Annotated in this window: 11 protein-coding genes; 8 read left to right on the top strand and 3 right to left on the bottom strand. The window is 64.0% G+C overall.

The window, feature by feature from the left end:
* Positions 1-43: 43 nt before the first annotated feature.
* Complete coding sequence (locus ACYAS9_RS14740) at positions 44-523, bottom strand: MarR family winged helix-turn-helix transcriptional regulator (protein ID WP_463569045.1); 480 nt, start codon at positions 521-523, stop codon at positions 44-46.
* A gap of 216 nt (positions 524-739) precedes the next feature.
* On the opposite strand from ACYAS9_RS14740, the gene ACYAS9_RS14735 reads away from it, so the two are divergent.
* The 6 genes from ACYAS9_RS14735 (at position 740) to ACYAS9_RS14710 (ending at position 9123) form a co-directional block, all read left to right on the top strand.
* Positions 740-1570: a p-hydroxycinnamoyl CoA hydratase/lyase gene (locus ACYAS9_RS14735; RefSeq protein WP_463569044.1), complete on the top strand. Its 831-nt coding sequence runs from the start codon at positions 740-742 to the stop codon at positions 1568-1570.
* Between the two features lie 211 nt (positions 1571-1781).
* Positions 1782-3230: an aldehyde dehydrogenase gene (locus ACYAS9_RS14730; RefSeq protein WP_463569043.1), complete on the top strand. Its 1449-nt coding sequence runs from the start codon at positions 1782-1784 to the stop codon at positions 3228-3230.
* A 103-nt stretch (positions 3231-3333) separates the two neighbouring features.
* Positions 3334-5223: a feruloyl-CoA synthase gene (locus tag ACYAS9_RS14725; protein ID WP_463569042.1), complete on the top strand. Its 1890-nt coding sequence runs from the start codon at positions 3334-3336 to the stop codon at positions 5221-5223.
* Positions 5220-6455: a thiolase family protein gene (locus ACYAS9_RS14720; protein WP_463569041.1), complete on the top strand. Its 1236-nt coding sequence runs from the start codon at positions 5220-5222 to the stop codon at positions 6453-6455. The genes ACYAS9_RS14725 and ACYAS9_RS14720 overlap by 4 nt, the downstream gene beginning before the upstream one ends.
* 157 nt (positions 6456-6612) lie before the next feature.
* Positions 6613-8370 (top strand): acyl-CoA dehydrogenase family protein, encoded by a 1758-nt coding sequence (locus tag ACYAS9_RS14715; RefSeq protein WP_463569040.1) that lies wholly within the window; start codon positions 6613-6615, stop codon positions 8368-8370.
* 48 nt (positions 8371-8418) lie between these two features.
* The gene (locus ACYAS9_RS14710; RefSeq protein WP_463569039.1) at positions 8419-9123 is read left to right on the top strand and encodes a GntR family transcriptional regulator; all 705 of its coding nucleotides are present in this window, start codon (positions 8419-8421) and stop codon (positions 9121-9123) included.
* A 125-nt stretch (positions 9124-9248) separates the two neighbouring features.
* Here the strand turns inward: ACYAS9_RS14710 and ACYAS9_RS14705 are convergent, their stop codons facing one another.
* Both ACYAS9_RS14705 and ACYAS9_RS14700 read right to left on the bottom strand, forming a co-directional pair.
* Positions 9249-10205, bottom strand: coding sequence for a PDR/VanB family oxidoreductase (locus ACYAS9_RS14705; RefSeq protein WP_463569038.1), 957 nt, complete (start codon positions 10203-10205; stop codon positions 9249-9251).
* An 18-nt stretch (positions 10206-10223) separates the two neighbouring features.
* Positions 10224-11282 carry a Rieske 2Fe-2S domain-containing protein gene (locus ACYAS9_RS14700; protein ID WP_463569037.1) on the bottom strand — a complete coding sequence of 353 codons (1059 nt, stop codon included), beginning with the start codon at positions 11280-11282 and terminating at the stop codon, positions 10224-10226.
* A 379-nt stretch (positions 11283-11661) separates the two neighbouring features.
* Here ACYAS9_RS14700 and ACYAS9_RS14695 point away from each other — a divergent pair, with 379 nt between their 5' ends.
* Both ACYAS9_RS14695 and ACYAS9_RS14690 read left to right on the top strand, forming a co-directional pair.
* A complete protein-coding gene (locus ACYAS9_RS14695; RefSeq protein ID WP_463569036.1) occupies positions 11662-12969 on the top strand; it encodes a CitMHS family transporter in 1308 nt (435 codons plus the stop codon).
* A 72-nt stretch (positions 12970-13041) separates the two neighbouring features.
* Complete coding sequence (locus tag ACYAS9_RS14690) at positions 13042-13797, top strand: TerC family protein (protein ID WP_463569035.1); 756 nt, start codon at positions 13042-13044, stop codon at positions 13795-13797.
* The last annotated feature ends 143 nt before the right edge of the window (positions 13798-13940 follow it).

Here is a 13940-nt window from a genome sequence, read left to right as displayed (position 1 = left end):
GCATTCCGGCGAGCGCGCTCCTACACAGGGGGGTGTCAGGACGTTACAGGTAGACCTTGCGCAGCAACGTCAGCAGTTGCTCGCGCTCGGTGTCGTCGAGTGCGGCGGTTGAGTCCAGGTCGCTTTGCACGGCGATCTGCTTCAATTCCTTGAGCAGCGTTTCACCGGTCTTGCTCAAAAAAATCCCGTACGAGCGCTTGTCCGGCTTGCAGCGCACTCTGACCGCCAGCGCGCGGCTTTCGAGTTTATTGAGCAGCGGCACCACTTGGGGCGGTTCGATGGCAAGCGCCCGGGCCAGGTCGGCCTGCATCAGCCCGGGATTGCGGTCAATGATCGCCAGCGCCGAAAACTGCGCCGGCCGCAGGTCGTGTACTGCCAGTTGCGCGATGAGGTTCTGGAACAGCTTGAGCTGGGCGCGGCGCAGGGCGTAACCGATCAGGTCGTCCAGCGCCGCATCCAGCGGAGCGTCGGCATCGCCTGGCACGGCATCGCGTAAAAGGGCAGCACTGGAAAGCTTGGCCATGAGGCAAGTCCTGATTCGGTCAGTTAACAAGGCTATGCAGTTTGCCGGGATTGGACCGTCATGGCTATCTCTACGACCGGGCGAATCGATGCAGGCCGCCACGCAGACATAAAACGCTTGGTTAATTCGATTAATAGTTAATTGACATAACTATTTTCTCAGGCTAATTTTTGTTCATCGGCAACCAAGCCCACACACAAAACAAGAGAGTCCACCATGAGCAATTACGAAGGCCGCTGGAGCACCGTCAAAGTCGAGATCGAAGAAGGCATTGCCTGGGTCATCCTCAACCGCCCGGAAAAACGCAACGCCATGAGCCCGACCCTCAACCGGGAAATGATCGACGTGCTGGAGACCCTGGAGCAGGACGCCGACGCCGGCGTGCTGGTGCTGACCGGTGCAGGCGAGTCGTGGACTGCCGGGATGGACCTCAAGGAATACTTCCGCGAAACCGACGCGGGCCCTGAAATCCTGCAGGAAAAAATCCGCCGCGAAGCCTCGCAGTGGCAGTGGAAACTGCTGCGCATGTACTCCAAGCCCACCATCGCCATGGTCAACGGCTGGTGCTTCGGTGGCGGCTTCAGCCCGCTGGTGGCCTGTGACCTGGCGATCTGCGCCGACGAAGCAACCTTCGGCCTTTCGGAAATCAACTGGGGCATCCCGCCGGGCAACCTGGTCAGCAAGGCCATGGCCGACACCGTGGGCCATCGTCAGTCGCTGTACTACATCATGACCGGCAAGACCTTCGGCGGTAAAAAGGCCGCCGAGATGGGCCTGGTCAACGAAAGCGTACCGCTTGAGCAACTGCGCGAGACCACCATCGAGCTGGCGCGTAATCTGCTGGAGAAAAACCCGGTCGTGCTGCGCGCTGCCAAGCACGGCTTCAAGCGCTGCCGCGAACTGACTTGGGAGCAGAACGAAGACTACCTGTACGCCAAGCTCGACCAGTCGCGCCTGCTCGACACCGAAGGCGGCCGCGAGCAGGGCATGAAGCAGTTCCTGGACGAGAAAAGCATCAAGCCGGGCCTGCAGACTTACAAGCGCTGAGCCCCGCCATACGGACGCGCCCCCGAATCACCTGTAGGGCGCCTCTAAAAACGTAGGCGAGGCAGTCAGCGCAAGGCAAAAACAGGCGAGCAAGCGGAGTTGACTGGTTGTCAATGAGCATTGTGAGCCTGTTTTTAACGCAGCGATGGCAACGCAGGTAGTTTTTAGAGGTGTCCGGTGTTCCCGATAAAGACAATAAAGAGGAAGAACCATGCTCGACGTGCCCTTGCTGATCGGCGGGCAATCGCTGCCTGCGCGTGACGGTCGCACCTTTGAACGGCGCAACCCGGTGACCGGCGAGGTCGTCTCGCACGTCGCCGCCGCCACCCTTGAAGACGCCGATGCCGCTGTCGCCGCGGCCCAGGCCGCGTTTCCCGCCTGGGCCGCCCTGGCGCCCAACGAGCGCCGCACGCGGTTGCTCAAGGGCGCCGAGCTGTTACAGGCCAACAGCGAACGCTTTATCGCCGCCGCCGGCGAAACCGGCGCGATGGCCAACTGGTATGGCTTCAACGTCAAGCTGGCGGCCAATATCCTCCGTGAAGCGGCGTCGATGACCACCCAGATCGTCGGCCAGGTCATTCCTTCCGATGTACCCGGCAGTTTTGCCATGGCGCTGCGCCAGCCGTGCGGCGTGGTACTCGGTATTGCGCCGTGGAACGCCCCGGTGATTCTCGCCACCCGCGCCATCGCCATGCCGCTGGCGTGCGGCAATACCGTGGTGCTCAAGGCCTCGGAACTGAGCCCCGCCGTACACCGGCTGATCGGCCAGATTCTGCATGAAGCCGGGCTGGGCGACGGCGTGGTCAACGTGATCAGCAACGCCCCCAGCGACGCGCCGGCCATTGTCGAGCGACTGATCGCCAACCCGGCTGTGCGCCGGGTCAACTTCACCGGCTCCACCCATGTGGGTCGCATTGTCGGCGAGCTGTCGGCGCGGCACCTCAAGCCTGCGCTGCTGGAACTGGGCGGCAAGGCGCCGTTTCTGGTGCTCGACGACGCCGACCTCGATGCGGCCGTTGAAGCGGCGGCCTTCGGGGCGTACTTCAATCAGGGCCAGATCTGCATGTCGACCGAACGGCTGATCGTCGACAGCAACGTCGCCGATGCCTTCGTCGACAAGCTGGCCGCCAAGATCGCCACCCTGCGCGCCGGCCGCCCGGACGATCCGGCCTCGGTGCTGGGCTCGCTGGTCGATGCCAGTGCCGGCGAACGCATTCTGGGCCTGATCAACGACGCGGTCAGCCACGGCGCCACGCTGGTGGCCGGCGGACAATGCAGCGGCAGCATCTTGCAGCCGACCCTGCTCGACCACGTCACCGACAGCATGCGCCTGTACCGCGAAGAATCGTTTGGCCCGGTGGCCGTGGTGGTGCGTGGCAGCGGCGACGAAGAACTGCTGCGCCTGGCCAACGACTCGGAATTCGGTTTGTCGTCGGCGATCTTCAGCCGCGACACCGGCCGCGCCCTGGCGCTGGCCCAGCGCGTCGAGTCGGGCATTTGCCATATCAACGGGCCGACCGTACACGACGAGGCGCAGATGCCCTTCGGCGGGGTCAAGTCCAGCGGCTACGGCAGCTTTGGCGCCAGCGCCTCGGTCGACTTCTTCACCCAGTTGCGCTGGGTGACGCTGCAGAACGGCCCGCGGCATTACCCGATATAAAAGCGCTCTTGCGTCCGGGCGACCTGCGTCGCCCGCCCCTGAATAACAATAAGGCGACAGCCAGAGACCGCCCGCGTGGCCGGTCTCGATGGAGGAGCAGCACGTGAATCCCCAATCCGCAAGCGTCAGGCCCAACCCTGCGCGCTATCGCCAGGTCTCCATCGGCCACCCGGCCGTGCAGGTCACCGAAGAACACGGCGTGCTGCACATGCGCGCCCTGGAACCGCTGGCCCAACTTCCCGACCGGCTGCTCGACCGCCTGTTGCACTGGGCCGAGGTGCGCCCGGCACAGACCTTTATCGCCGCCCGCGACAGCCACGGCGGCTGGCGCGAAGTCAGCTACGCGCAAATGCTCAACGATGTGCGCGCCATCGCCCAGTACCTGCTCGGTTACGGGCTGTCGGCCGAACGACCGCTGGCGCTGTTGTCGGGCAATGACATCGAACACCTGCAAATCGCCCTTGGCGCGATGTACGCCGGCATTCCCTATTGCCCGGTGTCGCCGGCCTATTCGCTGCTGTCGCAGGACTTTGCCAAGCTGCGCCATGTCTGTGATGTGCTGCAACCGGGGCTGGTGTTCGTCAGCGACACAGCCAGCTATCAGAAAGCCATCGACGCCGTATTGCCCGCCGATGTTGCGGTGATCAGCGTGCGCGGCGAGTTGCCGGGCCGCGCGCTGACGCCGTTTGCGCGCCTGCTCGAACAACCCGGCGGCCCCGAGGCCGAAGCCGCCTTTGCCGCGACCGGCCCGGACACCATCGCCAAATTCCTGTTCACCTCAGGCTCCACCAAGCTGCCCAAGGCCGTGGTCACCACCCAGCGCATGCTCTGCGCCAACCAGCAAATGCTGTTGCAGACCTTCCCGGTGTTCGGCGAAGAGCCGCCAGTGCTGGTCGACTGGCTGCCGTGGAACCACACCTTCGGCGGCAGTCATAACCTCGGCATCGTGCTCTATAACGGCGGCACGTTTTACCTGGATAACGGCAAGCCGACGCCGCAGGGCTTTGTCGAAACCCTGCGCAACCTCAAGGACATCTCGCCCACCGCTTACCTGACCGTGCCCAAGGGCTGGGAAGAACTGGTCAATGCGCTGGAAAAAGACGCCGAACTGCGCGAGCGCTTTTTCACGCGCATGAAGCTGTTCTTCTTTGCCGCCGCCGGCCTCTCGCAAAGCATCTGGGACCGTCTGGACCGCGTCGCCGAGCAGCATTGCGGCGAGCGCATCCGCATGATGGCAGGCCTGGGCATGACCGAAGCCTCGCCGTCGTGCACCTTCACCACAGGTCCCCTGTCGCAGGCCGGCTACATCGGCCTGCCGGCGCCGGGCTGCGAAGTGCGTCTGGTGCCGGTCGACGGCAAGCTGGAAGGGCGCTTTCGCGGGCCGCACATCATGCCCGGCTACTGGCGCTCGCCGCAGCAGACGGCCGAGGCGTTCGACAGTGAAGGTTTCTATTGCTCGGGCGATGCACTGAAGCTGGCCGACCCGCAAGATCCGCAATTGGGGCTGATGTTCGACGGGCGCATTGCCGAGGACTTCAAGCTGTCGTCCGGTGTGTTCGTCAGCGTCGGGCCGCTGCGCAACCGCGCGGTGCTCGAAGGCTCGCCGTATGTGCAAGACATCGTGGTCACCGCACCGGACCGCGAATGCCTGGGCGCGCTGGTGTTCCCGCGTGTGTACGACTGTCGGCAACTGGCCGGCCTCGGCGCGCAAGCCACAGACGCCGAAGTATTGGCCAGCGCGCCGGTGTGCCAGTGGTTTGCCGGCTGGCTGCAACGCTTGAACGCGAACGCCACCGGCAATGCCAGTCGCCTGGAGTGGGTCGCGCTGCTGGTCGAGGCGCCGTCCATCGACCGTGGTGAAATCACCGACAAGGGCTCGATCAACCAGCGCGCCGTGTTGCAGTGGCGCGCAGCGCAAGTCGAGGCGCTGTATCGCGGCGAAGACCCGACGATTCTGCGCGCGGCATCCCATTCAGCCAGCGTGCCGGCATGAACGCCGCCGGCCAGTATTCGGCGTTTGCCGAGGTGGCGCTGTTCGACGCGGTGCGCACGCCCTGGGTCGATCTGGGTGGCGCGCTGGCGCAGGTGTCGCCCATCGACCTGGGGATAAAGGCCGGGCGCAGCGTGCTGGCTCGCGCCGGACTTGAAGCCACGCAGGTCGACAGCGTGCTGGCCGGCTCGATGGCCCAGGCCAGTTTCGATGCGTACCTGCTGCCCCGGCATATCGGTTTGTACAGCGGCGTGCCGTTGCATGTGCCGGCCTTGGGCGTGCAGCGGATCTGCGCCACCGGTTTCGAGCTGCTGCGCCAGGCCGCCGTGCAAGTGGGCGAGGGCGCGCAACTGGCGCTGTGCGTGGCCGCCGAATCGATGTCGCGCAACCCGATTGCCGCCTACACCCACCGCGATGGCTTCAAGCTTGGTGCCGGCGTGCAGTTCAAGGACTTTCTCTGGGAGGCGCTGCACGACCCGGCACCTGGCATCGACATGATCGCCACCGCCGACCGCCTGGCGCGGCATTACGATTTGCCGCGCGAAGCCGTCGACCGCTATGCGCTGCAAAGCCATCGCCTGACCCTTGAAGCGCAGGCCAGCGGCTGGCTGGCAGACGAAATCGTGCCGGTGGTGAATGAACGCTTCGAGCTGGACGGTTATCAGCCACGCGGCATTCGCCTGCCACGCGGCCTCGACAGCGTCAGCCAGGACAGTCATCCCCGCGCCAGCAGCCTGGAAGCCCTGGCGCGCTTGCGGGCGGTGCATGACGGCGGTGTGCAGACCGCCGGCAACAGTTGCGCGGTGGTCGATGGCGCCGCAGCGGCGCTGGTCGGGCCGGTGTCGGACCGTGCGGCGCTGGCGTACTTACGCGCCAGCGCGGTGGTCGGCGTGGCACCGGAACACATGGGCATCGGCCCGGCGCCGGCGATTCGTCTGCTGCTGCAACGCAGCGGCCTGCGCCTGGACGAGATTGATCTTGTGGAAATCAACGAAGCCCAGGCCGCGCAAGTGCTGGCCGTGGCCCGCGAGCTGGAACTGGACGGCGAACGCCTCAATCGCCGCGGCGGCTCGATTGGTCTCGGCCATCCACTGGCCGCCAGCGGCCTGCGCCTGGTACTGACCCTGGCCCGCCAGCTGCGCGAAGGCAACCTGCGCTATGGCATTGCCGCCGCCTGTGTCGGCGGCGGCCAAGGCATGGCCATCCTGATCGAAAACCCGGATTGGACCCCCTGAAACACGGGGCTCTAGTAGGAGCGCGCTTGCCCGCGACCGGCTGCGTTAGCAGTCGTAAATTTGTGGCGTTTCGCAGATTTTGCGAGCGCTACGCACTCGGTCGCGGGCAAGCGCGCTCCTACAGGGGGCCTGTGGTGTAACTGATAAGGAGATTGCCATGTGGCACTACCAGTCACCGTTGCGTGACATGCAGTTCGTGATCGAGCACTGGCTCGACGCGCCTGACAGCTGGCGCCAGACCGAAGCCTTCGATTTTCTCGATGCGCCTCTTGCCACTCAGGTGCTGGAGCAGGCCGGGCTGTTTTGCAGCGATGTGCTCGCACCGTTGAATGCCAGCGGCGACCGCGAAGGTTGCCGCTTCGACAACGGCCAGGTCATCACCCCCGCAGGCTTCAAGGCCGCTTATAAAGCCTGGGTCGAGGGCGGCTGGCCGGCGCTGGCGTGCAGTGCCGAACACGGCGGCCAAGGCCTGCCGCAACTGCTGGATGCGGCCTTGCAGGAAATGCTCTACGCCAGCAATCACGCCTGGGCGATGTACACCGGCATCGCCCACGGCGCCTATTTGTGCCTCAAGACCCACGCGTCGCAGTGGATCCAGGACCGCTATGTGCCCGACATCGTCAGCGGCCAGGCGCTGCCGACCATGTGCCTGACCGAGCCACACGCCGGCAGCGACGTCGGCCTGCTGCGCAGTCGCGCCCAGCCGCAAGCTGACGGCAGCTACGCGCTGAGCGGCAACAAGCTGTTTATTTCCGGCGGCGAGCACGACCTGTGCGACGACATTCTGCACCTGGTGCTGGCGCGCTTGCCGGACGCACCGGCCGGCAGCCGCGGCATTTCGCTGTTTCTGGTGCCCAGACGCCTGGACGACGGCACGCTGAACGCGGTGCGCTGCGACGGTATCGAACACAAGATGGGCATCAAGGGCAGCGCCACCTGTTCGCTGGTCTTCGATAATGCCCAGGGTTGGCTGATCGGCCAGGCGCATCAAGGCCTGGCGGCGATGTTCGTGATGATGAACTCGGCGCGCCTGCATGTCGGCCTGCAAGGCCTGGGGCATGCCGAAGCCGCCTGGCAGAACGCCCGTGAATACGCCCGCGAACGCCGGCAGATGCGCGCGCCCCGGCGTCCCGAAGGCGTGGCTGCCAGCGCCGCCGACCCGATCCACTATCACCCGGCGATACGCCGCACCCTGCTGGAACTGCGCGCCAGCAGCGAAGGCTTGCGTGCCCTTGGCTACTGGGCCGCGCACCTGCTCGATCAGGCCGACCACGCCGGCACCCCCGAGGCCCGCGCCCAGGCCGCGCAACTGAGCGGCCTGCTGACCCCGATCATCAAGGCGTTCTTTACCGAGCGCGGCTTTCAACTGGCCAGCCAGGCGCTGCAAGTGTTCGGCGGTTATGGCTATGTCGGCGAGTTCGCCATCGAACAGACCCTGCGCGACAGCCGCATCGCGATGATCTACGAGGGCAGCAACGAGATTCAGGCCAACGACCTGCTGCTGCGCAAGGTGCTGGGCGACAACGGCGAGGCCTTGCAGCACTTGCTGGTGATCCTGCGCGACGAAGCCCGGCTGGCCAGCCAGTCAGCGCCGTGCCGGGCATTGGCCGATGAGCTGCAGCACCGTTGCCAGGGCCTCGAACAGGCCTGGCACTTGTGCGTCGAGCAGACCGCGCTGGATGCCGAATACCCGTACCGCGCCGCCGGGGACTTTTTGCGCCTGTGCGGGCTGACCTTGCAGGCGTTTGTCTGGACCCGCGCCGCCCGCGTGGCGCAGCACCTGGATGCCGACGACCCGCTGCGCGCCGCCAAGCTGCACACCGCGCAGTTCTTCTTTACCTGGCTGCTGCCCGAGGCCGACCGGCATGTCGCCGGGCTGCACAGCGCAAAGCTGCCATTAGCGTTTGTGGATTAATTCCAGCGCGCTACCATGGGCGCCCCTTGATTGCTGGAAGTAACCTGCATGAACAAGCCCGGCCAGACGGTGCTGGTTGCGTTGCGCAAGATGATCGCCGCCGGCGAACTGGCGGCCGGCGAGCGGCTGATGGAAGTGCCTACCGCCGAATTGTTCGGCGTCTCGCGCATGCCGGTGCGCATCGCGTTTCGTACCCTGGAACAGGAAGGCCTGCTGGTACGCCACGGCGGGCGTGGCTTTCAGGTGCGCTCGGTCAGCACCCAAGACATTGCCGGCGCCGTGGAAGTGCGCGGTGTGCTCGAAGGCCTGGCCGCGCGGCAAAGCGCCGAACGCGGCCTGACCCCCGAGGCCTGCGAGCAGTTGCACGCCTGCCTGGTCGAGGGTGATGCGCTGTTCGACAAGGGCTATGTGACCGAGGACGACCTTGAGGTCTATCACGACCTGAACATGCGTTTTCACCGGATCATCGTCGAAGGCAGCGGCAACCCGGCGATCGCCGATGCCCTGGCGCGCAACGACCACCTGCCGTTCGCCTCGGTCAGCGCGCTGGCCATCGACCGCCACGACATGGCCCGCGAATACCGCCGCTTCAACTACGCGCACATGCAGCATCACTCCATCGTCGATGCCCTGGTCAACCGCCAGGGCGCCCGCGCCGAAGCGATCATGCGCGAACACGCCAACGCGACCCTGCGCTACGCCGAAATCTTCAGCGCCTCCTCAGCCGAACGGATGAAAGTGATCCAGCGCTAACACATCGACGAACGACGATGCGGCGAACCGCGTAGGACCGACTTTAGTCGGGAAGCAGACACCACAATTGCGGTGTGCCATTCGCGGCTGAAGCCGCTCCTACGAGGGTCGTGCGTCTGGGCGTCTTAAATATCCAGCACCAATAGCGGTGTCTTCGCCCGTGAACAGCACGGGGTGAACTGGTCGTTCAGTGCCTGTTCTTCTTCGGTCAGGTACATATCGCGGTGCTCGGGGATGCCTTCCAGCACGCCGGTCAGGCAGGTGCCGCACACGCCTTGCTCGCACGACACCGGCAGTTCGATGCCGTGCAGCTCCAGCACCTGGATCACGCTCTGGTCCCTGGGGATCTCGAACACTTGCCCAGTGCTGTTGACCTTGACCGAGAAGCTGCCGTCGGCGCTGGTGTCCACCGGGGCGGCGGCAAAGTATTCGCGGTGCAGGTTGGCTTCATTCCAGCCCTGCGCGCGGGCGCTGTCCAGCACGTGCTGCATGAAACCGCCGGGGCCGCACACGTACAGGTGCATGTCGGGCTGAGGGCCGGCCAGGACCGCTGCGGCTTGCAACGCGCTGGCCGGTTCTTCATCGGCATGCACAAACACCCGATCGGCAAAGGTCGAGGCCTGCAAGCGGGTGATGAATGCCGCCCGGTCGCGGGCGCGTACGCAGTAGTGCAGTTCAAAATCGGCGCCGCTGGTCGCCAGGTGTTCGGCCATGCACAGGATCGGCGTGATGCCGATGCCGCCGGCAAACAGCAAACTGCGCCGCGCCTCGGGGGCCAGTTCGAACAGGTTGCGCGGCTCGCTGATGCGCAGGTTCATGCCGGCCTGCAACTGCCGGTGAATGGTCGCCGAGCCGCCGCGCGAGGCCGGGTCGTCGAGCACGCCGATCTGGTAGCGATGCTGCTCATGCGGGGCATTGCACAGCGAATACTGGCGCACCAGCCCGGCGTCACCCGGAACATGCACATCAATGTGTGCGCCGGCGCTGAAAGCCGGCAGCGGGCTGCGGTCGGCACGCGCCAGCTCGTAGCTGCAAATGCCCGGCGCTTCTTCTTTGCGGGAAATCACCACGACGTCGATCATTTCGGTGGCTCCGGCGGTTTATTGGGCAGTGGCGATCAGCGACGGCGTTGCCGCCCGCTCGCTGGCGATGATGCGTTCCAGCACCTTGCGCGACTGCACGCCGCCGGCATCGATATTGAGCTTGAGCAGGTTGCGTTCCGGGTACTTGAGCAGGTTCTGCTGCTGGCGTTCGAGCATCTCCAGGTCTTCGCTGAAGATTTTGCCCTGGCCGTCGCGAATGCTCGCGGTGAGCGCCTGGTCCTGCGGATTGAAGTTGCGCGCCATGCCCCAGAAGTACCAGATCGAGGTGTCGCTTTCCGGGGTGATGAAGTCGACCACGATGCTGGAGGCCTTGTAGCGCGCATCGGCGTGATAACCGCCATGACCGGCATGCGCGACGCCGACTTCGATCAGCACATGGCTGGGCGGGGTAAAGCGGCAGATCTGCCAGCGGTCCACCGGCACATCGTCGGCCAGGTTATTGCCGCGCAAGGCCATGCGCCAGAAGGGCGGGGCCATGATGTTTTCCATGTGCCGGGCGGTGATCACCTCGTCGCCCTGAATCTGGGTGACCGGTGCTGCCTCGTCGATTTCCTTCTGGCCGATGCTGGAGGCGTGGACATAGGTTTCGTGGGTCAGGTCCATCAGGTTGTCGATCATCAGCCGGTAGTCGCAACCGATGTGGAACAGGCCGCCGCCGTAGGCCCATTGGTCGCTGACCGCCCATTCCAGGTGCGGAATCAGCGTGGCATCGGCCTGGGCCTGATCGCCCGGCCAGACCCAGATAAAGCCATAGCGCTCTTCGACGGCGAAGGTCTTGTTGCACGGAAAGCCGCGCACCCGCTGGCCGGGCATCGAGGCGGTCTTGCCATCACTGCCCATGGCTAGGCCGTGATAGCCGCAGACCAGCAGGCCGTTCTCGACATACCCCAGCGACAATGGCGCGCCACGGTGCGGACAAAAGTCCTCGACCGCGACCACGCGGTTTTCCGGCCCGCGGTAAAACACCATTTTCTCGCCACAGATCTGCCGACCGAGTGGCTTTTCGGCGATTTCATCGGGGGTGCAGGCGACATACCAGGTATTGGTGGGGTACATGAGACAGGCTCTCCGGTGTTGTTTTTATTTAATGGATCCATTGAATAGCCAAACCATGGAATCAGTCAAACAAAAGTAACCGTTAATCGCCCTGAATAAACATCAATGGATCCATAGAAAACTTTGATCCACTGAAAGCTGGCTGAAAGCTTGGGGGCTTAGCATCGCCTTCAGCACCGGCAACAGACCGGTAAGCCAGGGCGGCTGCCAAGAGCCCCCGGACACTCAACAAGAATAACGGTGATTAAAATGCTTGCTTCCCCCCTGTACACCCTCGTTACGCGCCCCTCCCAGGACAGCACCCAGACAGCCCTTCGCTGACCCGAACTGACTTTTCCTTTTCCGGTTTCCCTGGCCGCATTACGTCTGGAGTTTCGCCATGCTGACTTTCCTTGGCTTTGCCATGGTCATTGCCTTCATGTACCTGATCATGAGCAAGCGCATGACCGCGCTGATCGCTCTGATTCTGGTGCCGATCATTTTTGCCCTGTTCGGCGGCTTCGGTCCGCAGATCGGCCCGATGATGCTGGCCGGTATCACCAAGCTGGCGCCGACCGGCGTCATGCTGATGTTCGCCATTCTGTACTTCGCCTTGATGATCGATTCGGGCCTGTTCGACCCTGCGGTGCGCAAGATCCTGAAAATGGTCAAGGGCGACCCGATGCGCATCTCGGTCGGCACTGCGGTGCTGGCGCTGGTGGTGTCGCTGGACGGTGACGGTGCAACCACCTACATGATCTGCGTGGCGGCCATGCTGCCGCTGTACAGCCGCGTCGGCATGAGCCCGCGGATCATGGCCGGCCTGATCATTCTGGCCGGCGGCATCATGAACATGACTCCTTGGGGCGGCCCGACGGCGCGTGCAGCCAGTGCCCTGCATGTGGATGCCTCGGACATTTTCGTACCGATGATCCCGGCCATGGCGGCCGGTGTGATCTGCCTGCTGGCCATCTCGTACTTCTACGGCAAGCGTGAGCGGGCCCGCCTGGGCGTGCTGCAACTGGCCGGCGACGAGATCGACCACAGCGAAATCAGCGTCTCGCAATTCCCTGACGCCCGTCGTCCGAAGATGATCTGGTTCAACGGTGCGCTGACCTTCTGTCTGATGGTCACGCTGATCATGGGCCTGCTGCCGCTGCCGGTGCTGTTCATGGTGGCCTTCAGCATCGCGATGATCATCAACTACCCGAACCTGCAGGACCAGAAAGACCGCGTCTCGGCCCACGCCGGTAGCGTGTTGTCGGTGGTCGGCCTGATCTTCGCCGCCGGTATCTTCACCGGCATCCTGACCGGCACCGGCATGGTAGACGCCATGTCCAAGAGCCTGCTGGCAGTGATCCCCGATGCAATGGGCCCGTACCTGGCGGTGATCACCGCGCTGGTGAGCATGCCGTTCACCTTCTTCATGTCCAACGACGCGTTCTACTACGGCGTGCTGCCGGTGCTGTCCGAAGCCGCTTCGCACTACGGCATCAGCGCCGTCGAAATGGCCCGCGCCTCGATCGTTGGTCAGCCGGTTCACTTGCTCAGCCCGCTGGTGCCGTCGACCTACCTGCTGGTGGCCCTGGCCGGTATCGATTTCGGTGACCACCAGCGCTTCACCCTGAAATGGGCGATCCTGGTGTGCCTGTGCATCATGGTCGCGGCACTGGTGATGGGTATCTTCCCGCTCGTCAGCAGCGTCTGATTTTCCCTGTACCACCCCTGATCGCCGTCAGCCTGTGCTGGCGGCGATTTTTTATCGCTTGAGGAAACGTAGATGGAATGGCTACTCAACCCCGAAATATGGGTTGCTTTCTTTACCCTGACCGCCCTGGAAATCGTTCTGGGAATCGACAACATCATCATGATTTCGATTCTGGTCAGCCGCATGCCCAAAGCCATGCAACAACGCACCCGGCTGTTCGGCCTGGCGCTGGCGATGGTCACGCGCATCCTGTTGCTGCTGTCGATTACCTGGGTCATGCGCCTGACCACCGACCTGTTCAGCGTATTCGGCCAGGGCATCTCGGGCCGTGACCTGATTCTGTTCTTCGGCGGCCTGTTCCTGCTGTGGAAAAGCTCGCAGGAAATCTTCCAGGGCATGGAAGGTGAAGAAGAGGGCGGCGAAGAACCAAAAGGCACCGGCGGCATGTTCCTTTACACCATCGTGCAGATCGCGATCATCGACATCGTGTTCTCGCTGGACTCGGTGATCACTGCGGTCGGCATGGTCTCGGATGTACCGGTGATGGTCGCCGCGATCATCGTGGCGGTACTGGTGATGATGCTCTGCTCCGGCGCGATCAGCGATTTCATCGACAAGCACCCGTCGCTGAAGATGCTCGCCCTGTCGTTCCTGATCGTGGTCGGCACCGTGCTGATCGCCGAAGCGTTCGATGTGCATGTGCCAAAAGGCTACGTGTATTTCGCCATGGCGTTCTCGCTGGCGGTGGAAGCGATCAACATCAAGATGCGCACCTCGATGGCACGCAAAAAGGCTGAAGCCAAAGAGGCAGAACTGGCCAACGCCTGATCTGGCACACACCACTGTAGGAGCGCGCTTGCCCGCGACCGAGTGCGTAGCGCTCGCAAAATCTCGGAAACGCTGAAAATTTACGACTGCAAAAGCAGCCGGGGGCGGGGCGGTGGCGCGGGCGACCGCGCCGGGGGCGGCGA

The sequence above is a fragment of the Pseudomonas sp. HP_08 genome (assembly GCF_055284095.1).
Note: the sequence above shows the minus strand (reverse complement) of the source record. Positions and strands in the feature narration are given on the sequence as shown.